The sequence below is a fragment of the Nocardiopsis sp. NPDC006198 genome, from assembly GCF_040613895.1.
Taxonomy (GTDB): domain Bacteria; phylum Actinomycetota; class Actinomycetes; order Streptosporangiales; family Streptosporangiaceae; genus Nocardiopsis; species Nocardiopsis tropica.
The window spans coordinates 328,344-348,538 of sequence record NZ_JBEXSY010000001.1 but is presented as its reverse complement, the minus strand read 5'-3'; the positions used below and the strand labels follow the sequence as shown (position 1 = coordinate 348,538).

Sequence of the window (20,195 nt, the reverse complement as noted above, 5' to 3'; positions counted from 1 at the left end):
CCGGCCGTTCAGCCGCCCAGGCCCACGCGGAACCCCTCGATGTAGAGGCGGCCCAACGACATCCTCTCCAGCGCCTCCAGGGCCAGGTCCGGCGAGGCGATGATCGGCTGGTTCTTGACGTTGAACGACGTGTTGATCACGCAGCCCAGGCCGGTGTGCTCCTTGACCTTGTGCAGGAGCCGCCAGAAGACCTCGTTGTCCTCCTTGGTGACGATCTGGACCCGGGCGGTGCCGTCCACGTGCACGGCGCCCCGGATGCTCGGGATCCGTTCGGGCCGGGTGCGGGCGGTGCTGAGCATGTACCTGCTCGGCGACAGGGCCCGGCCCTCGAAGACCTCCTCGTAGTCGGAGTCGAGGATCGCCGGGGCGAAGGGCCGGAACCCCTCCCGCATCTTGACGATGGCGTTGAGCCGCCCCTTGATGTCGTCCCCGTTCGGGAGCGCCAGGATGGACCTGTTCCCCAGCGCCCTGGGGCCGAACTCCATGCGTCCGGCGAACCAGGCGACGACCCTGTCCTCCGCGAGGTCGCGGGCGGCCAGATCCATGTACTCGTCGGTGAACCCGTGGTACTCCCAGACCGGGGATCCGCCTCCGGGCCGCTCGAAAGCCTTCAGCGCCGAGCGCACGTCGTCGGCGCCGTAGCCGGGACCGGTGTAGGCGCTGAAGGTGCCGGAGAAGCCCCCGGCCACGTGCAGTGCGGCCCCCATCGCGGTGCCGTCGTCGCCCGCGGCCGGCGGGACGAACATGCGCGACACCTCGGGCAGCTCCGAGATGGACTGGTTGGCCAGGCAGTTCAGGAAGGTCCCGCCCGAGAGGCACAGCGAGTCCTGGCCCGTGTGCCGCAGCCAGTGGCGGACCAGGTCCGTCAGGACCTCGGAGAAGCGCGCCTGGAAGGCGGCGGCGATGTCGGCGTACTCGTCGGGGACCTCGGCGCCGGGCTCGCGCGGTGCGACGCCGAGCGACTCCTCCAGGAAGGCCAGGGCGTCCGGGTAGCCCTCCCCCGCGCGTCCGAGCGCGCCCTGCGGCCAGCCGATGGCGGCCCTGCCCTCGTCGGCGCCCATGAAGCGGGCGAAGAATTCGGCGTAGCGGCGGGGGTCGCCGTACGCCGACAGGCCCATGACCTTGTACTCGTCGGAGTTGAAGGTGTACCCGAGATAGCGGGTCAGGATCGAGTAGAGGATGCCCAGGGAGGAGTCGATTCCCTGGCTGTACAGCTCCTCCATGCGGCCCCGGGTGAACCGGTGCACGGTGAGGGCAACGGTCTCGCCCATGCCGTCGGAGACGACGGACAGGGCGTCCTCGTAACCGCTCAGGTGGTAGGCGGAGGCGGCGTGGGCGACGTGGTGGTCCACCGGGCGGAACCGGTCGCCCGGATTCCTCCACCCCGTGCGCGCGAGTTCCTCGACCACGGTCCGGCCGCTGAGCACCTCGTCGAAGTACTCGGGGGTCCGGTGGAAGAAGCGGCGGAACCGGTCGTAGTTGAAACCGTGGGCGATGAGGTCGACGTCGTCGCCGGTGATCCCGGCGTGGTCGAGGCAGTAGGCGATGGCCTTCTCCGGGAAGGCCCCGGTCGCCTTGTCCCCGGTGAAGCGCTCCTCGGCGGCCGCGGCGACGATGTTCCCGTCGACCACGAGGCAGGCGGCACTGTCCATGCCCTGGCAGATCCTGCTGTCGACCTCCGCGATCCCCGGCCTGCTCCGGAGGTGGTGCGGCTGGGAGTGGGGGAGGCCGCTGAGGCCGAGTACGATCACCGTTCTCCTTGTGTGGGCTCGGCGTTCTCCGCCTCACACCCGGGGGTGCGGGCGGGGCGGGTCGGTTCACGCTCCGGGAGCGCCTGCGCGGCCGCCCGCGCCGACCGCGTGAGCGCTTCCTCCCGGTCGGCGGGACCGGCTGCCGGGAGACAGGGGGTCAGAAGCCGGAGCAGACTCCGCGACGCTTCGCCGTCATCGGGCACCTCCCCCTCTTTCCGGACACTCCACCGCGGGGCCCCTGGCGTGCGGGCCCTTCGTCGAACGGCATGAGTATAGGACGGGCCGAACGGTATGGGAATAGCGAATCCGTTTGCCGGAGCGCGGATGTCTTTCGCCCCCGTACCCGGTTCGCGCTTGTGCTCCGTTCGTGTGTAACGCGCGCACGCGGCCGGGGTCTTTCCGGTTTCGAGCACCCTGACGAATATGGTTCCCGGTTCCACTCCGCCGATCTCCCCCTGCGCGTCCTCCGAATCCGTCCCCCTATCCGAATGATCCTGATTCGCGGCTTTCAAAGCTTTCCTGGACCAGGGTGATCCGAGGACTGCGCGCCCCGGTTCCGTTTCCATGCGGCCTGTCCCGGAAAGGAAAACGATCCCCTGCTGCGGCACCGGAGGAAATCCCGATCCGACCCCTGGCGCGAACGGAGAGAGCCCACTATGATGCGACAGCCCGTGGTGCGAATACCGGACCGAGGAGCAGGGGTCGCCGCCATTGTTTCCGACGCCGGGAACGCACCGGAGAGCACGCATTCGAAGCACCGGTCCGCCGCGGTGATCCGAGGACGCCCCGCGGACCGGGCCGGCCGCTCCGGACCACACCGCCCACAGAACGGACCCCCGCCCCTACCATGCACTCCACTCCCCACCGGACCGCACAGGAATGGGTTCGCCCCCTGACCGGGGAGACCGTCCCCGGCGGATTGCGCCTCTTCTTCTTCCCCTACGCGGGAGCGGGAGCCTCCGCCTACCGGAACTGGGGGGCCGGCCTTCCCGAGGGCACCGAGGGCTTCGCCGTCCAGCTGCCCGGACGCGAGGACCGCTTCCACGAACGGCCCGTCCCCGGGCTCGACGACCTGCTGGACGCCCTCACCCCCGGGCTGCTGCCGCTGCTCGACAGGCCCTTCGCGTTCTTCGGCCACAGCATGGGCGCCATCGTCTGCTGGGAGCTGTGCCGCAGGCTGCGGCTGACGCACGGCCTCGAGCCGGTCCGCGTGTTCGTGTCGGGCTGCCGCGCCCTGCACCTGCACCGGTCGCGCACCCCGGCGGAGGCCGACCTGTCGGACGAGGGGCTGATCGAGGAACTGCGCGTACTCGGCGCCACCCCCGAGGAGCTGCTGCGCAACCCGGAGTTCACCGCGTTCCTGCTGCCGACCTTCCGCGCCGACCTGTCCCTCTTCGCCGGATACAGCTACCGGCCCGGACCGCCGCTGAGCTGTCCCGTCTCGGTGTTCGGCGGCACGCGGGACCCGCGGGTGGCCGAGGAGCACCTCCACGGCTGGGCCGCGCTGACCGACGGACCGGCCCGGGTGGAGATGTTCCCCGGCGGCCACCTGTTCCTGCTCCAGGAGCGCGAACGGATGCTGCGCAGCATCGGCTGGGCACTGTCCGGCGACGGCTTCTGACCCGACGCGGCCCGGGCACGCACCGGTCCCCACCTCCACGGAAAGAGGAGCATGTCCGCAGACGACACGAACTACCAGGCCCTCGTCGGCGGTATCGTCGCCGACGCACTCGAGACCCGGTCGGTCGCCCCCGGGGACGCCTTCGCCGACCTCCAGGTGAACTCGGTCCTGCTGCTGCGCATCGTCGCCGCGATCGAGGACAGGCTGGGCACCTCCATCGACATCGTCGACGTCCTCCAGGCGCAGACCGTGGGCGACCTGGCCGACCTGGCCAGGAGCTACGCCCTGCGCGAGGAGGAGCAGAGCCGTGGGTGACGTCCCCTCTCCCCTGTGGCTCCGGACCTCCGACGTCGACCACATGCGCAGGGACGGGCGGGACGACGACCCCGGCCACGCCTGGACCGCCGAGCGCATCGGCGCGCTCTACCCCGGTACCTCCTGCGCTCTGCTGGACTGCGGCGTGATGTCCGGCGTGACCTACGCCGGTCTGCGGGACGCGGGCCTGCCCGTGGACTACACCGGCATCGACGTCTCCCCCCGGGTCCTCGACGCGTGCCGGGCCGAGCACCCGGGCGCGCGGTGGCTGGAGATGAGCGTCACCGACCTCGCCTTCGGCGAGGGGACCTTCGACCTCGTGAACGCCCGCCACCTGCTGGAGTGCCTGCCCTACTACGAGACGGCGGTCCGGGAGATGTTCCGTGTGGCCCGCACCCACGTCCTCATCGGCTTCTTCCAGGTCCCCAGGGCGCCCGAGGCGCTGCTGCGGCGCGAGACCGACGAGGGCTACATCTGGCTGAACCGCTACGACCCCGGCCCCTTCGAGGAGCTGCTGCACCGGCTCTCGCGGGAGGTGGAGACCGCCGACCTGCGCCACGGGCCCCGCCGCTCCCGCATCTACCTCTGCACGAAACGCTGATCCGTCCCGGTCCCGCACGCGGCGGGGCCGGGACGGGTCAGCGGCCGGACGGCGCGCGAAAGCGCAGGGCCATGGCCGCCAGGGAGCCCCTGCTCGAGGCGCAGGCCAGGACCGCGTCACCGTCGTCGATCCGGCCGGACCCCGCCAGGTCGGCCAGGTTGATCGGCACGTCGGACGAGAAGCAGTGCCCCACCGTCGAGACGAGCCCGGGATAGGGCTCCGTGTGCGGCATCGCGGCGGCCATCGACAGCATGGTGCGGGTCGCGCTGCCGAAGTTCGGGGTCACCAGGTAGCGGAAGCCCTCCTCCGCGTGCCCTGCCACCCGACGCGTGGCGGTGCGCATGGCCGTCAGGGTCACCCTCGCGTCGGCCAGGCCCGACCACTCCTTCCGGGGCAGCCAGCGCTCGGTCGCCGATCCCAGGAGCTGGAAGGACGCCTCCGGACCGGGTTCCCGCGTGATGAGGCAGGAGGCGGCCCCGTCGCTGAAGACCGTCATGCTGATCGGAGGGTGCCGGGTTCCCGAGACGATCCGGTCGACCGTCACCAGCAGGACCGACACGGCCTGCCCCGACGCGATCAGGCCCCTGGCCACGTCGGTCCCCGAGGAGAAGTTCGAGCAGGCGTCGCCGCTGACGACGAGGACCGGGGTCGAGGGCAGCTTCGCCGCGGCGCGGAACTCCTGGGCCCACTCGCTGGGGGTCGTTCCCTCGTCCGTGTCGTTGCAGACCACCACCGCCTCGTAGGACACGTCCGGCTGCTCGGTCCCCGGGGCTCCCGGGGTGACCGCGACCGCCATCTCCAGGGTGGAGTCCGAGGACACGCGCACCTCCCGGATGCCCTGCTCCTCCAGCGCGCCGAGGTTCTCGCGGACCCTGGGGTCGTCCAGGTCACGGACGTGGACGGGCGTACCGAGTCTGGACGTGAGAGGGACGGCGTACACGTCCGGGCCCTGTGTGTTCACTGCCCCTCCTTGCCGTGCGGCGTCGTGGAACCCCCGGCGGAGGGCCGGAGGGTCTCGTCTCCGAAGTTCTTGTCGACCCACTGGTCGCTGTAGACGGTCTCGAGGTACCGGTCCCCCAGGTCGGGGGCCACGGCCACCGACCTGAGGCGGTGCTCCGGGTCGTGGCGGTCGAGCCAGTCCAGGGCCCCGCCCACCACCGTTCCCGTGGACCCGCCGAACAGGAACCCGCGCGCGGACAGGGCCCGGCAGGTCCTGATGGCCTCCCGTTCGGGCACGTGGACCACGTCGTCGACGGAGGCCAGCTCCAGGGCCGGTGCCGGAGTGCTCGACCCGAGTCCGGGGATGAGGCGCGGCCCGGGCTCGCCGCCGAAGTTCGCCGACCCCTGGGCGTCGACGGCCACCACCCGCACACGGGACGCGTGCTCGCGGAAGTACCGCGCGCAGCCCACGAGGGTGCCCCCGGTCCCGGCGCCGACGAAGAGGACGTCGAGGTCGGGGAAGCGCCCGGCGATCTCGACGGCGGTCGTCTCGTAGTGCGCCGTCCAGTTCGCCGGGTTCTCGTACTGGTTGAGCCACAGGTACCGGTCGTCGCCGCGGCACATCTGCCGGACCCTCTCCTTCCTGGCGCCCAGGAGGCCGCCGACGGGGTCGGGGACGTCGACCACCACGACGTCGGTGCCCAGGGCCCTCATCAGCCGCAGCGTGTGGGGGTTGCAGCGCCGGTCGGTCACGCACGTGAACACCAGGCCCTTGCTGGCGGCGACCACGCTGAGAGCCACACCGAGGTTGCCGGAGGAGGACTCCACCAGGACCGTGTCCGGGCGCAGGAGGCCGTCCTTCTCGGCGGCCGCCACCATGGCCGCGGCCGTGCGGAGCTTGACGGAGCCTCCGAAGTTGAAGCCCTCGCACTTCAGGTAGATCTCGCGGCCGGTCACGGACGTGAGGTCGACGTAGACGTCGGACTCCAGCAGTTCGTGCGGCGCGGAAACGATGGGCATCCCGTGCTCCTGTTCTCGGTACGGGGCCGGGGCGGCGCGGCGGGCGCTCAGGCGCCGGCTTCCGCCTGCCGGACCAGGCTCGCGGGCCGCATGTCGGTCCACTCGCTGTCGATGTGCCGGGTGCACTCCTCCCGGCCGGCCGGACCGAACACGCTCTCCCAGCCGACGGGCACCGCGATGTGCCCGGGCCACAGCGAGTACTGCTCCTCGGCGTTCCTGAGCACGAGGAAGGTACCGTCCTCGGCGTCGAACGGGTTGGTCATCGCGTTCTCCTCCACGGGTGTGGTCGTGTGTAGGTGGTCGTCCTGCCCGGGGCGGCTCACAGGTCCGCGAGCACGCCGTCCAGGATCTTCCTGACGGCGCCGAGGGGTTCGCGGTCGGTCATCCGGGCGTGCTCGGCGTCGATGTCGTGACGCTCCACACGGCCGCTGACGTGCGGGTCCCACGCCCGCGCCGACGGGGCCCCCTCGCCGCGTCCTCGGGTCGCCGCGAAGAACAGCATGTCGCCCTCGAAGCGGGCGGTGGGCTGCTCGGCCACGATGCGCAGGAGCCGGTTCGCGGTGCGGGCGAGGGCGTCCAGGTCCGCCTCCCCGAGCGCGGGCGCGGCCTCCGTCGCCCCCATGAGGCGGGCGACCTCCTCGGGCCCGATCCCGTCCTGCCAGCCGACGCCCTCGGCCTCGTGCGGGTAGGAGTCCAGCAGCGCCAGGACCGCCACCTCCTCCCCCTGTTCCTGGAGGGCGCAGGCCAGGGCGTGGGCGATGTTCCCGCCCAGGGACCAGCCGAGCAGGTGGTAGGGGCCGTGCGGCTGGACGGAGCGGATCTGGGCCAGGTAGTCGGTGACCAGGTCGGCGGCCGTCTGCGGGGCGCCGCCCGCGCCGTCGGTCCCCCCGGCCTGGATCCCGTACACGGGACGGTCGCCCAGGCCTTCGGCGAGAGCGGCGTAGCACCAGCTCAGGCCGGTCACCGGGTGTACGCAGTACAGAGGGGGCCGGGCCCCGCCGCTGCGCAGGGCCAGCAGGGGCGCCTGGGAACCGGGACGGTGCGGCCGGAGCCGTCCGCCCTCCTCTGCGAGGGCCTCGGAGATGCCCGCGACGGTCGGGGAGCGGAAGAACGCGGGCAGGTCGACGGTCGCGCCGAGCACCGTCCGTATCCGGCTGATCAGCCGGGTCGCCAGCAGCGAGTGCCCGCCCAGGTCGAAGAACCCGTCGTCGATCCCGACGTCGGGACGGTCCAGCACCTCGGCGAACAGGCCGCACAGGATCTCCTCCCGCGCGGTGCGCGGAGCCCGACTCGCCACCGCCACGACCTCGGGGGCGGGCAGTGCGGCCCGGTCCACCTTGCCGTTCGGCGTCAGCGGGAACGCCTCCAGGGCCGTGAACGCCGACGGGACCATGTAGGCGGGCAGGTCCCGGGTCGCCAGACGGCGCAGTTCCCCGCTCCCGAGGACCGCTGCGCCCTCGACGGGAACGTGGTAGGCCACCAGGCGCTTCTCGCCGGGGGTGTCCTCGCGCAGCACCACCACCGCCCGCGCGACATCCGGATGCGCCGCCAGAACCGCCTCCACCTCCCCCGGTTCGACCCGGAAACCGCGGATCTTGACCTGGAAGTCGGAGCGCCCCACGTACTCCAGCGCGCCTTCAGCGTTCCACCGCACCACGTCACCCGTGCGGTACATCCGCGAACCCGGCTCACCATAAGGGTCGGCGACGAACCGCCCCGCCGTCATCCCCGGACGCTCGTGGTACCCGCGCGCCACACCCGCGCCCGCGATATAGAGCTCGCCAGGCACTCCGGGGGCGGTGGGGTTCAGGCCGTCGTCCAGGACGTAGGCGCGGGTGTTGTCGAGCGGGGCGCCGATGGTCACGGGAGCGTCGGCGTGCAGGCGGCAGGTCGTGGAGTAGACCGTGGTCTCGGTGGGCCCGTACCCGTTGGTCACCCCCCGGGCGGCGGAGGTCAGCGCGTCGGCCAGTTCCCGGGTGACGGGCTCCCCCGCCGTCACGGCATGCACGCCGGACAGGTCGACCCCCGATTCGAGCAGGGTCCTCCACAGGCTGGGGGTCGCCTGCATGTGGGTGACACCGTGCCGGTCGATCATGTGCCCGAGCCGCCGGGGGTCCAACAGGTCCTCGCGCGTCACCAGGACCGTCGCACCGCCGCACACCAGCGGCAGATACACCTCGACGGAGGAGATGTCGAAACCGAACGTGGTACTGGCCAGGAAGCGGTCGCGCTCGGTGAAGGACAGATGTCGCTTCACCGACATCAGCAGGTTCACCAGCGCACCGCCGGTGACGGTCACGCCCTTGGGCCGCCCCGTCGAGCCCGAGGTGTAGAGCACCTGCACCGCACCCGCCCCCGGACATCCGGTGGCAGGCGGATTCTCCTCCGACCGCCCGGACAGGTCGGTCGAGGCCAGGAACCCCTCGTCCAGCACCACACGGGGCCGGGCGTCCTCCAGGATGAACCGGATGCGCTCGGGAGGGAACTCCGGATCCACCGGCACATAGGCAGCGTCGGCCTTGAGCACCGCCAGAGCACAGACCACCATCTCCACACCCCGGGGCACCAGGACCGCGACACGGTCCTCACCCCGCACACCCCTGGCCACCAGCTCATGGGCCAACCGGTTCACCCGGGCGTTGAGCTCGGCGTAGGTGGTCACCCCCTCGTCGGTGACGACCGCGGGAGCCTCCGGGGACCGCGCAACCTGCGCCTCGAACAGCCCGGCCAGGCTCTCCGTGGAGGTCCGGTCGTCGGTGTGCGGTGCGCCCCGGCCCCACGTGTGCAGCAGCTGATCGCGCTCACCGGGAGAGAGCAGGTCGACCTGGCCGACCCGGAGGGAGCCGTCGCGGGCCATCTCGGCCAGCACCGCCGCGTACCAGCGCACGATCCGCTCGGCGGTGGAACGGTCGAACAGGTCCTCGGCGAACTCCAACTGGCCGACCAGTCCCGCTCGCGCGCCCTGTTCGTCGAACTCCTCGCGTGCGCTCAGGGAGAGGTCGAACTTGGCCACCCGGAAATCGACCGGGTACTCCTCGACCTCCAACCCCTCCAGGGCCAACGAGGAACGCCGGTTGTTCTGCATCACCAGCAGCGTCTGGAAGAGCGGGTGCCGGGACGCCGAACGCTCCGGGTTGAGCGCCTCCACCAGCCACTCGAACGGCACGTCCTGGTGCGCGAAAGCGTCCAGACCCCTTTCACGGACGCGCGTGACGAGTTCGCGCAGCGTGGGATCGCCGGAGACGTCGGTCCGCAGCACCAGGGTGTTGACGAAGAACCCGACCAGGTCCTCCAACGCCTCGTCCGAACGCCCCGCCACCACCGTCCCCACCGGGATGTCGGTACCCGCGCCCAACCTGCTGAGCAGCGCCGCCCAGCCCGCCTGAAGCACCATGAACAGCGTCCCCCCGCACTCCCGGGCCAGGCCGGCCAGTCCCTCGTGCACCTCCGCGGGAAGGGCGAGATCGACGGTGCCGCCCCGCCAGGACGCCACCGCCGGGCGGGGCCGGTCGGTCGGCAGAGCCAACTCCTGCGGAGCGCCCTCCAGGGCACGGCGCCAGTACTCCGACTGGGCGTGCATGACACTGCCGGGATCGGACTGCTCTCCCAGATCCCGGCGCTGCCACAGGCTGAAGTCGGCGTACTGCACCGGCAGCGGCGACCAGTCGGGGACCCGGCCGCGTGCGCGAGACCGATAGGCACGGCTCAGATCATCCAGCAGCGGTGCCAGTGACCATCCGTCGCACGCGATGTGGTGCACCACCACGCAGAGAACACTCTCGCCGTCCGAGACCCGGTACAGCCGGGCACGCACGGGAGGTTCCACCGACAGGTCGAAACCGCGCGCGACGAACCCCGTCAGTCCGGCGACGTCCTCCCCCGACTCGCGGTCGACGATCTCCAGCGGCGCCGGGGTCTGCTCTGCCGGGAGCACGTGTTGCCAGACCTGGTCCTGGCCCTGCACGAAGACCGTCCGCAGACTCTCGTGACGGCCGAGCACATCGCCCAGGGCCGCGTGCAGGGCCACGGCATCGACCCTGCCCCGCAGCCGCAGAGCCACCGGGACGTTGTAGGTCCCCGGCTCCTCCATCTGGTTCAGGAACCACAGCCTGCGCTGGGCGAACGACAACGGCACCCGCTCCGGCCGCTCCCCCGCCACCAACTCCGCACGCGCACGACCACCCTCGCGCTCCAGCAAGGCAGCGACCCCGGCCACCGTCGGCCGGTCGAAGAACTCCCGCACCCCCACCTCACCGCCGAGCACCGACCGCACCCGACTGATCAACCGGGTCGCCAGCAGCGAGTGCCCACCAAGATCGAAGAACCCGTCGTCGATCCCGACGTCGGGACGGTCCAGCACCTCGGCGAACAACCCGCACAGGATCTCCTCCCGTGCGGTCCGCGGAGCCCGACTCGCCACCGCCACGACCTCGGGGACCGGCAGCGCCGCCCGGTCCACCTTGCCGTTCGGCGTCAGCGGGAACGCCTCCAGGGCCACGAACGCCGACGGGACCATATAGGCGGGCAGGTCCCCGGCCAGTCGGCTCCGGATACCGTCCGTGTCCAAGCCGTGTCCCGCCGGCGGGACGGCGTACCCGACCAGACGGCGCCCACCGCCCGCGTCCTCACGTACGACGACGACAGCCTGTTCCACACCCGGACAACGGTGCAGAGCCGCTTCGATCTCCCCCAGCTCGACCCGGAAGCCGCGGATCTTCACCTGGAAGTCGGAGCGCCCCACGTACTCCAGCGCGCCCTCGGAATTCCACCGCACCACGTCACCCGTGCGGTACATCCGCGCCCCCGGATCACCGAACGGATCGGCGACGAACCGCCCGGCCGTCAGCCCCGGACGCTCGTGGTAGCCGCGCGCCACCCCCGCACCCGCGATATAGAGCTCGCCCGCGACACCCACCGGCACGGGCGCCAACGCGTCGTCCAGCACATACACCCGCGTGCCGGACAGGGGCCGTCCGATGGGCACACGGCCGGGGCTTCCCTTGAGCGGGTCGCTCAAGGTGGAGCAGACCGCGGCCTCGGTCGGACCGTAGGCGTTGACCATGCGCCGGCCCTCGGCCCAGCGCTCCACCAACTCGGTCGAGCACGCCTCCCCGCCCGAGGCCAGCGAGCGGAGTCCGGTGAGCACGGCGGGCGCGGTCTCGGGCAGGGAACCCAGGACCGCTGGGGTGATGAGGGCGTGGGTGGCCCGGTGACCGTCGAGGAAGTCGACCAGGTCCTGGCCCGCCAGGACGGTGTCGGCTGCGGCCACCGCGAGCGCTGCGCCGCTCAACAGGGCGTGGCACCATTCGGCGGAGGCGGCGTCGAAGCTGAACGAGGCCACCTGCGCGACGACGTCGCCGGGGCCCAGTTCCAGGGCACGGATGGTGGCGCGGGCCATGTTGGCCACACCGGCGTGGTGGTTGACCGCGCCCTTCGGGGTTCCGGTGGACCCGGACGTGTAGATGACGTAGGCGGCGTGTTCGGGCCGGAGGGGGGCCGGGCGTTCGTCCTGGGTGATGTCCCGCTCCGCACGGCTCCGCACGGCCTCGGCGGTCCGCGGGTCGTCCAGGCACAGGGAAGGTGCGGCGGGAGACGCGGGGTCGGCCGCGACCGTGGTGAGCACCAGTGCGGGGGCCGCGTCGGCGAGCATGAACGCGACGCGCTCACGGGGGTAGTCGGTGTCGACGGGGACGTAGGCTCCGCCCGCCTTGAGCACGGCGAGCGCGGCGGTGAACATCTCGACGGATCGCGGCAGGGCGATGGCGACCCGTGTCTCCGGTCCCACCCCCCTCGCGAGGAGTTCACGGGCCAGCCGGTTCGTCCGGGCGTTGAGCTGGGCGTAGGTGGTCACCCCCTCGTCGGTGACGACCGCGGGAGCCTCGGGGGTCCGGGCAACCTGCGCCTCGAACAGCTCGGGCAGGATCTCCGTGGCGCTCTGCCCGTCGGCGTGCGGTGCACCCCGGCCCCACGTGTGCAGCAGCTGACGGCGCTCGTCTGCCGACAGCAGCTCGACCCGGCCGACCCGGACCGAGCCGTCGCGGGCCATCTCCGCCAGCACCGCCGTATACCAGCGCGCCAGCCGCTCGGCGGTCGAACGGTCGAACAGGTCCTCGGCGAACTCCAGGTGTCCGCCCAGGCCCGCCCGGCCGCCGTCCTCCCCGAACTCCTCGTACACGTTCAGCGAGAGGTCGAACTTGGCCACCCGGAAATCGACCGGGTACTCCTCGACCCCGACCCCGGCGAGCTCCAGCGGGGAGCGCCGGTTGTTCTGCATCACCAGCAGGGTCTGGAAGAGCGGGTGCCGGGACGCCGAACGCTCCGGGTTGAGCGCCTCCACCAGCCACTCGAACGGCACGTCCTGGTGCGCGAAAGCGTCCAGACCGCCCTCGCGCACCCGGGCCACCAGCTCCCGCAGCGTGGGGTCGCCGGAGACGTCGGTCCGCAGCACCAGGGTGTTGACGAAGAACCCGACCAGGTCCTCCAGGGCTTCGTCCGGCCTTCCGGCCACCACGGTGCCCACCGGGATGTCGGTGCCCGCGCCCAACCGGCTGAGCAGCGCCGCCCAGCCCGCCTGGAGCACCATGAACAGCGTCCCGCCGCACTCCCGGGCCAGGCCGGCCAGGCCCTCGTGCACCTCCGCGGGGATGTCGAGGCCGACCGCGTCGCCGCGCCAGGACGCCACCGCCGGGCGGGGCCGGTCGGTCGGCAGCGCCAACTCCTGCGGCGCCCCCTGCAAAGCCCCACGCCAGTACTCCGACTGGGCGTGCATGACGCTGCCGGGGTCGGACTGCTCACCCAGCTCACGACGCTGCCACAGGCTGAAGTCGGCGTACTGCACCGGCAGCGGCGACCAGCCGGGAACCCGGCCGCCTACGCGGGCTTCGTAGGCCCGGCCCAGGTCGCCCAGCAGCGGCGCCAATGACCATCCGTCGCACGCGATGTGGTGCACCACCACACAGAGAACACTCTCGCCCTCCGACACCCGGTACAGCCGGGCACGCAACGGCAGCTGCGCGGAGAGGTCGAACCCGCCCACGGCGAACTCCGCCAACGACGACGCGATCCCCTCCGAAGCGCCGTCCGCGGCCCCGGAACCGGGCGCACGGTCCACGATGTCGAAGAAGGCTTCCGTCTGCCCTGGTGGGAGAACGTGCTGCCAGACCTGGTCCCGGTCCTGCACGAACGCCGTCCGCAGACTCTCGTGACGGTCGACCACGTCGCCCAGCGCCGCACGCAGGGCCCCTACGTCCACCGCGCCCCGCAGCCGCAGCGCCACGGGAATGTTGTAGGTCCCCGGCTCCTCCATCTGGTTGAGGAACCACAGCCTGCGCTGGGCGAAGGACAACGGCACACGCTCCGGCCGCTCCCCCGCCACCAGCGCCGCACGCGAGCGGCTCTTCCCATCACCCAACAACCGGGCGACCCCGGCCACCGTCGGCCGGTCGAAGAACTCCCGCACCCCCACCTCACCGCCGAGCACCGACCGCACCCGACTGATCAGCCGGGTCGCCAACAGCGAATGCCCACCCAGGTCGAAGAACCCGTCGTCGACCCCGACGTCGGACCGGCCCAGCACCTCGGCGAACAACCCGCACAGGATCTCCTCCCGCGCCGAACGCGGAGCCCGACTCGCCACCGCCACGACCTCGGGGACCGGCAGCGCCGCGCGGTCCACCTTGCCGTTCGGCGTCAACGCGAACGCGTCGAGCAGCACCACGAGCGGGACCATGTAGCCGGGGAGCATCGACTCCGTCCGGCTCCGGATGTCGTCCGCGTCCAGGACCCGGCCCGCCGCAGGGACGGTGTACCCGACCAGGCGCCGCTCACCGCCCGCGTCCTCGTGCACGACGACGACAGCCTGCTCCACACCCGGACAACGGTGCAGAGCCGCTTCGATCTCCCCCAGCTCGACCCGGAAGCCGCGGATCTTCACCTGGAAGTCGGAGCGCCCCACGTACTCCAGCGCGCCCTCGGAATTCCACCGCACCACGTCACCCGTGCGGTACATCCGCGAACCCGGCTCACCGAACGGATCGGCGACGAACCGCCCGGCGGTCAGGCCGGGGCGCTCGTGGTAGCCGCGCACGACCCCGGCACCCGCGATATAGAGCTCGCCCTCCACACCCACCGGCACGGGCGCCAACGCGTCGTCCAGCACATACACCCGCGTGTTGTCGACCGCGGTGCCGATGGTCACCGGGTCGTCCTCGGACAGGCGGCAGGTGGTCGAGTAGACCGTGGTCTCGGTGGGCCCGTACCCGTTGGTCACGCCCCGGGCCGCGGAGGCCAGTGCACGGACCAGCTCCGGGGTGGCCGCTTCTCCTCCCGTGACAACGTGCACGCCGGACAGGTCGATGCCGGCCTCCAGCAGGGTCGACCACAGGCTGGGGGTGGCCTGCATGTGGGTGACACCGTGCCGGTCGACCATGCGCGCGAGCCGCCGGGGGTCCAACAGGTCCTCGCGCGTCACCAGGACCGTCGCACCGCCGCACACCAGCGGCAGATAGATCTCGATGGAGGAGATGTCGAAACCGAACGTGGTGCTGGCCAGGAAGCGGTCGTGCTCGGTGAAGGGCAGGTCCCGCTTCACCGACATCAGCAGGTTCACCAGCGCGCCGCCGGTGACGGTGACCCCCTTGGGCCGCCCCGTCGAGCCCGAGGTGTAGAGCACCTGCACCGCACCCGCCCCCGCGCATCCCACGGACTCGGGGTTCGCGGCAGAGCGGGCGGTGAGGTCCATCCGTCCCACGAGTTCCTCGTCCAGGACCACGCGGGGCCGGGCGTCCTCCAGGATGTACCGGATGCGCTCGGCGGGGAACTCCGGGTCCACCGGCACATAGGCAGCGCCGGCCTTGAGCACCGCCAGAGCACAGACCACCATGTCCACACCGCGCGGCAGCAGGACCGCGACGCGGTCCTCGCCCCGCACACCCCTGGCCACCAGCTCGTGGGCCAACCGGTTCACCCGGGCGTTGAGCTCGGCGTAGGTGGTCACCCCCTCGTCGGTGACGACCGCGGGAGCCTCCGGGGACCGCGCGGCCTGCTCCTCGAACAGCCCGGCCAAGGACGCGGGAACGGCTTCCACACGAGGCCCGTTCCACCCCTCCACCAACTGATCGCGCTCGCCGGGGGAGAGCAGCTCGACCCGGCCGACCCGGACCGAGCCGTCGCGGGCCATCTCGGCCAGCACCGCCGCGTACCAGCGCACGATCCGCTCGGCGGTGGAACGGTCGAACAGGTCCTCGGCGAACTCCAGGTGTCCGCCCAGACCCGCCCGATCGCCGGCCTCCCCGAACTCCTCGTACACGCTCAGGGAGAGGTCGAACTTGGCCACCCGGAAATCGACCGGGTACTCCTCGACCTCCAACCCCTCCAGAGCGAGCGATGTCCGCCGGTTGTTCTGCATCACCAGCAGGGTCTGGAAGAGCGGATGCCGAGAGGCCGAACGCTCGGGGTTGAGGACCTCCACCAGCCACTCGAACGGCACGTCCTGGTGCGCGAAAGCGTCCAGACCGCCCTCGCGGACGCGCGTGACGAGCTCTCGCAGCGTGGGGTCGCCGGAGACGTCGGTACGCAGCACCAGGGTGTTGACGAAGAACCCGACCAGGTCCTCCAGGGCTTCGTCCGGCCTTCCGGCCACCACGGTTCCGACGGGGATGTCGGTTCCGGCGCCCAACCGGCTGAGCAGCGCCGCCCAGCCCGCCTGGAGCACCATGAACAGCGTCCCCCCGCACTCGCGGGCCAACATCGCCAGGCTCTCGTGCACCTCGGCGGGGATGTCGAGGTCGACGGTGCCGCCACGCCAGGACGCCACCGCCGGCCGGGACCGGTCGGTCGGCAGAGCCAACTCCTGCGGAGCGCCCTCCAGGGCACGGCGCCAGTACTCCAGCTGGGTATGCATGACGCTGCCGGGGTCGGACTGCTCACCCAGCTCACGACGCTGCCACAGGCTGAAGTCGGCGTACTGCACCGGCAGCGGAGCCCACACAGGGATCCCACCACGCGATCGGGCGTCGTAGGCCCGGCCCAGGTCGCCCAGCAGCGGCGCCATCGACCATCCGTCGCACGCGATGTGGTGCACCACCACACAGAGCACGCTCTCCTCGTCCGACACCCGGTACAGCCGGGCACGCAACGGCAGCTGCGTGGAGAGGTCGAAACCGCCCACGACGAACTCCGCGAGCGCGTCCGGGAGTCCGGCCGGGTCGGAGTCGACCGCCTCCAGGGGGACACCCGTCTGTTCAGCGGACAGTACGTGCTGCCAGACCTGGTCCCGGTCCTGCACGAACACCGTCCGCAGACTCTCGTGACGGCCGACCACGTCACCCAGCGCCGCATACAGGGCTCCCACGTCCACCGCGCCACGCAGCCGCAGCGCCACCGGGACGTTGTAGGTCCCCGGCTCCTCCATCTGGTTGAGGAACCACAGCCGGCGCTGGGCAAAGGACAACGGCACACGCTCCGGCCGCTCCCCCGCCACCAACGCCCCACGCGCACGCCCGCCCTCGCGCTCCAACAAGCCGGCGACCCCGGCCACCGTCGGCCGGTCGAAGAACTCCCGCACCCCCACCTCGCCACCGAGCACCGACCGCACCCGACTGATCAACCGGGTCGCCAACAGCGAATGCCCGCCCAGATCGAAGAACCCGTCGTCGACCCCCACCTCGGACCGGCCCAGCACCTCGGCGAACAACCCGCACAAGATCTCCTCCCGCGCAGTCCGCGGCCCCCGCCCGACCGCGTCCCCGGCCTCGGGGGCGGGCAGCGCCGCCCGGTCCACCTTGCCGTTCGGCGTCAGCGGGAACGCCTCCAGGGCCGTGAACGCCGACGGGACCATATAGGCGGGCAGGTCCACACCCGAGAGACGGCGCAGTTCCCCGCTCCCGGGGGCCTGCGCTCCCTCGACGGGAACGTGGTAGGCCACCAGGCGCTTCTCCCCTGGGGTGTCCTCGCGCAGCAGAACCACCGCCCGCGCGATGTCCGGATGCGCCGCCAGGACCGCCTCGATCTCCCCCGGATCGATGCGGAAGCCACGCAGCTTGACCTGGAAGTCGGAGCGACCCACGTACTCCAGGGCGCCCTCGGCGTTCCACCGCACCAGATCACCGGTGCGGTACATCCGCGAACCCGGCTCACCGAACGGATCGGCGACGAACCGCCCCGCCGTCAGCCCCGGACGCTCGTGGTAGCCGCGCGCCACCCCCGCACCCGCGACGTACAACTCGCCCTCCACACCCACCGGCACGGGCGCCAACGCGTCGTCCAGGACGTACACCCGCGTATTGTCGACCGCGGTGCCGATGGTCACCGGGTCGTCCGTTGAAAGGCGGCAGGTCGTGGAGTAGACCGTGGTCTCCGTGGGCCCGTACCCGTTGGTCACGCCCCGCGAGGCCGAGGCCAGCGCGTCGGCCAGTTCCCGGGTGACGGGCTCCCCCGCCGTCACCACATGCACACCGGACAGGTCGATCCCCGCCTCCAGCAGGGTCCTCCACAGACTGGGCGTGGCCTGCATGTGGGTGACGCCGTGCGTGGAGACCGCCTCGGACAGCCGGTGGGGGGTGAGCACCGCATCGCGGGTCACCAGGACCGTCGCGCCGCCGCACACCAGCGGCAGGTACAGCTCCACCGAGGCGATGTCGAAACCGAACGTGGTACTGGCCAGGAAGCGGTCGCGCTCGGTGAACGGCAGACCCCGCTTCACCGACATCAGCAGGTTCACGAGTGAGCCGCCGGTGACGGTCACGCCCTTGGGCCGCCCCGTCGAGCCCGAGGTGTAGAGCACCTGCACCGCACCCGCCCCCGGACACCCGGCGGCAGGAGGATTCTCCTCCGACCGCCCGGACAGGTCGGTCGAGGCCAGGAACCCCTCGTCCAACACCACACGCGGACGCGCGTCCTCCAGGATGAACCGGATGCGCTCGGGAGGGAACTCCGGATCCACCGGCACGTACGCCGCACCGGCCTTGAGCACCGCCAGCGCGCACACCACCATCTCCACACCCCGGGGCACCAGGACAGCCACCCGGTCCTCACCCAGCACACCCCTGGCCACCAGCTCATGGGCCAACCGGTTCACCCGGGCGTTCAACCGCGCATACGTCATCACACCCTCGTCCGTGACGACCGCAGGAGCCTCCGGGGTCCGGGCAACCTGCTCCTCGAACAGCCCGGCCAAGGACGCGGGAACGGCTTCCACCCGAGGCCCGTTCCACCCCTCCACCAACTGATCGCGCTCCTCGTCCGACAGCAGGTCGCACTGCCAGATCGCGGTGTCGGGGCCGGAGACGACCAGCTCGATCGACCTGCGCAGGCGCTCGGCCATCGCCTCGACGGTCGGGCGCCGCCACAGGTCGGTGCGGTACGTCAGGACTCCCCGGAGGCAGCCGTCGGCCACTGCCGTGCTGAACTCCAGGTCGAACTGGGCCGCCGAACCGTTCCACGGAACCCGTGCGACGCCCCGGTCCCCCTCGGGTCCGCCCGGATCGGCGGGACCGCCGTGGTGGACGTAGACCACGTCGAAGACGGGGTTGCGGTGGGAGTCGCGCGCGGTCGTCGCCGCCGCGGCCACCCGCTCGAACGGGGCGTGCTGGTGCGCCTGGGCCCGCGCCAGCCCGCCCTGAACGAGGCGTACCAGTTCGGCGCTGGTCCGCACCCCGGACAGGTCCGCGCGCAGGGCGGTGGTGTTGACGAGGAAGCCGACGACGTCCTGGAGGTCGGGGCCGGTGCGGCCGGTGAAGACCGTGCCGATGGTGACGTCGGTCTGCCCCGACTGCCTGGCCAGGAGGAACTGGAACGCGGCCGCCAGGACGCTGGAGGGGGCCGCCCGCATGCGCAGGGCGAACCGGTGCAGTGCGGCGGTGGCCTGCGGCGACAGCTGGAAGCGCACCCGGTCCGCCTCGGGGGCGGAGTCGTCGGAACGGGGCATGTCGGTCGGCAGCTCCAGGCGTTCGAAGCCCTGGAGTTCCCGGCGCCAGTGGTCCACGTGCTCGGACAGCTCGGCGACGGCGTCGGGCGTGCGCTGCGCCGCGGCCACGTCCGAGAACCGGGCGGGCGCCGGCGCGAGTCCCGCGTCGCCTCCGGACAGGGCCGCGCCGTAGAGGGCCCGCAGGTCGCGCTCCAGGATGTCCAGGGACCGCCCGTCCACCACCAGGTGGTGGACGACCAGGGCGAAGGTGTCCGGTCCGCCGGCGCGGCGGACGACCAGCGCCCGGAGCGGCGGGGCGCCCTGGAGGTCGAAGGGCCGCGCGGCTGCTGCGCGGACCGCGTCCCGGACGGCCTCGCCCGAGTCGGCGCGCGCGTGGTCCGGTTCCAGGGTGAACGCCGTGAGGGCGTGCTGCCGGGGGACCCCCTCCGCGTCGGCGGAGTAGGCCGTCCTCAGGACCTCGTGCCGCTCGACGAGGCGGTCCAGGGCCGCACGCAGGGCGCTCTCCGCGACACCCGGGGCGAAGTCCAGGCGCAGGACCAGGTTGTGGCTGACGTCGTGCGGGTCGAGCTGCTGGAGCCACCACAGGCGCTCCTGCCCGAAGGTCAGGGGCCGGGCCCCGCTGACGTCGTTCACTGGCCGTCCTTCCCGTCCTGCACCGTGATGGCGCAGCCGTTCCCCACGGCGCCGCGCCCGCAGCGGGGCACGGAACGTCAGGGGGGTGCCTGTTGTTTCGAACCGTCACGATTTCGACATATCGGTTTCAACGACCACCGGTCAACCACGCGAGTACACACTCGCAAAATCACCGATTCCGGACCGCCGTCCCGAAAATACGCAAGGCGCGACCACTGGCCGGTCCCCCTCCGGAAGACTCGGCGAGAAGGCGTGAAACGGATCGGTTCCCCGGGGTTGACCTGTACCTTCCCGACGCGGTAATGCCACCGGGTTCCCGCCGGTCGGATCGGCCCGCGAACACGGCACGCACAAGCACCCCCACCTGATAAAAGCCCTGCGTCGTCGGCG

General features: G+C 71.8%; 8 protein-coding genes. 3 read left to right on the top strand and 5 right to left on the bottom strand.

All coding sequences use genetic code 11. The annotated features are described in order from the left end of the window. Nucleotides 1-8: 8 nt before the first annotated feature. Complete coding sequence (locus ABZ234_RS01535) at nucleotides 9-1,751, bottom strand: carbamoyltransferase C-terminal domain-containing protein (RefSeq protein WP_355010557.1); 1,743 nt, start codon at nucleotides 1,749-1,751, stop codon at nucleotides 9-11. 847 nt (nucleotides 1,752-2,598) lie between these two features. Here ABZ234_RS01535 and ABZ234_RS01530 point away from each other — a divergent pair. The 3 genes from ABZ234_RS01530 to ABZ234_RS01520 are packed head-to-tail and all read left to right on the top strand — an operon-like array spanning nucleotide 2,599 to nucleotide 4,288. Continuing rightward, complete coding sequence (locus ABZ234_RS01530; RefSeq protein WP_355010556.1) at nucleotides 2,599-3,372, top strand: alpha/beta fold hydrolase; 774 nt, start codon at nucleotides 2,599-2,601, stop codon at nucleotides 3,370-3,372. 51 nt (nucleotides 3,373-3,423) lie between these two features. Continuing rightward, nucleotides 3,424-3,687 carry an acyl carrier protein gene (locus ABZ234_RS01525; RefSeq protein ID WP_355010555.1) on the top strand — a complete coding sequence of 88 codons (264 nt, stop codon included), beginning with the start codon at nucleotides 3,424-3,426 and terminating at the stop codon, nucleotides 3,685-3,687. Further along, nucleotides 3,680-4,288: a class I SAM-dependent methyltransferase gene (locus tag ABZ234_RS01520; protein ID WP_355010554.1), complete on the top strand. Its 609-nt coding sequence runs from the start codon at nucleotides 3,680-3,682 to the stop codon at nucleotides 4,286-4,288. The genes ABZ234_RS01525 and ABZ234_RS01520 overlap by 8 nt, the downstream gene beginning before the upstream one ends. A 37-nt stretch (nucleotides 4,289-4,325) precedes the next feature. Here the strand turns inward: ABZ234_RS01520 and ABZ234_RS01515 are convergent, their stop codons facing one another. From ABZ234_RS01515 to ABZ234_RS01500, 4 genes are read right to left on the bottom strand one after another with little or no spacing between them, the layout of a single operon-like run. Then, nucleotides 4,326-5,249 (bottom strand): hypothetical protein, encoded by a 924-nt coding sequence (locus tag ABZ234_RS01515; RefSeq protein WP_355010553.1) that lies wholly within the window; start codon nucleotides 5,247-5,249, stop codon nucleotides 4,326-4,328. Then, nucleotides 5,246-6,247 (bottom strand): 2,3-diaminopropionate biosynthesis protein SbnA, encoded by a 1,002-nt coding sequence (gene sbnA, locus ABZ234_RS01510; RefSeq protein ID WP_355010552.1) that lies wholly within the window; start codon nucleotides 6,245-6,247, stop codon nucleotides 5,246-5,248. The genes ABZ234_RS01515 and sbnA overlap by 4 nt, the downstream gene beginning before the upstream one ends. Nucleotides 6,248-6,294: 47 nt before the next feature. Beyond that, entirely contained in the window at nucleotides 6,295-6,510 is a 216-nt protein-coding gene (locus ABZ234_RS01505; protein WP_355010551.1) for an MbtH family NRPS accessory protein, read from the bottom strand. Nucleotides 6,511-6,566: 56 nt separating this feature from the next. Next, complete coding sequence (locus ABZ234_RS01500; protein ID WP_355010550.1) at nucleotides 6,567-19,805, bottom strand: amino acid adenylation domain-containing protein; 13,239 nt, start codon at nucleotides 19,803-19,805, stop codon at nucleotides 6,567-6,569. Nucleotides 19,806-20,195: the final 390 nt, after the last annotated feature.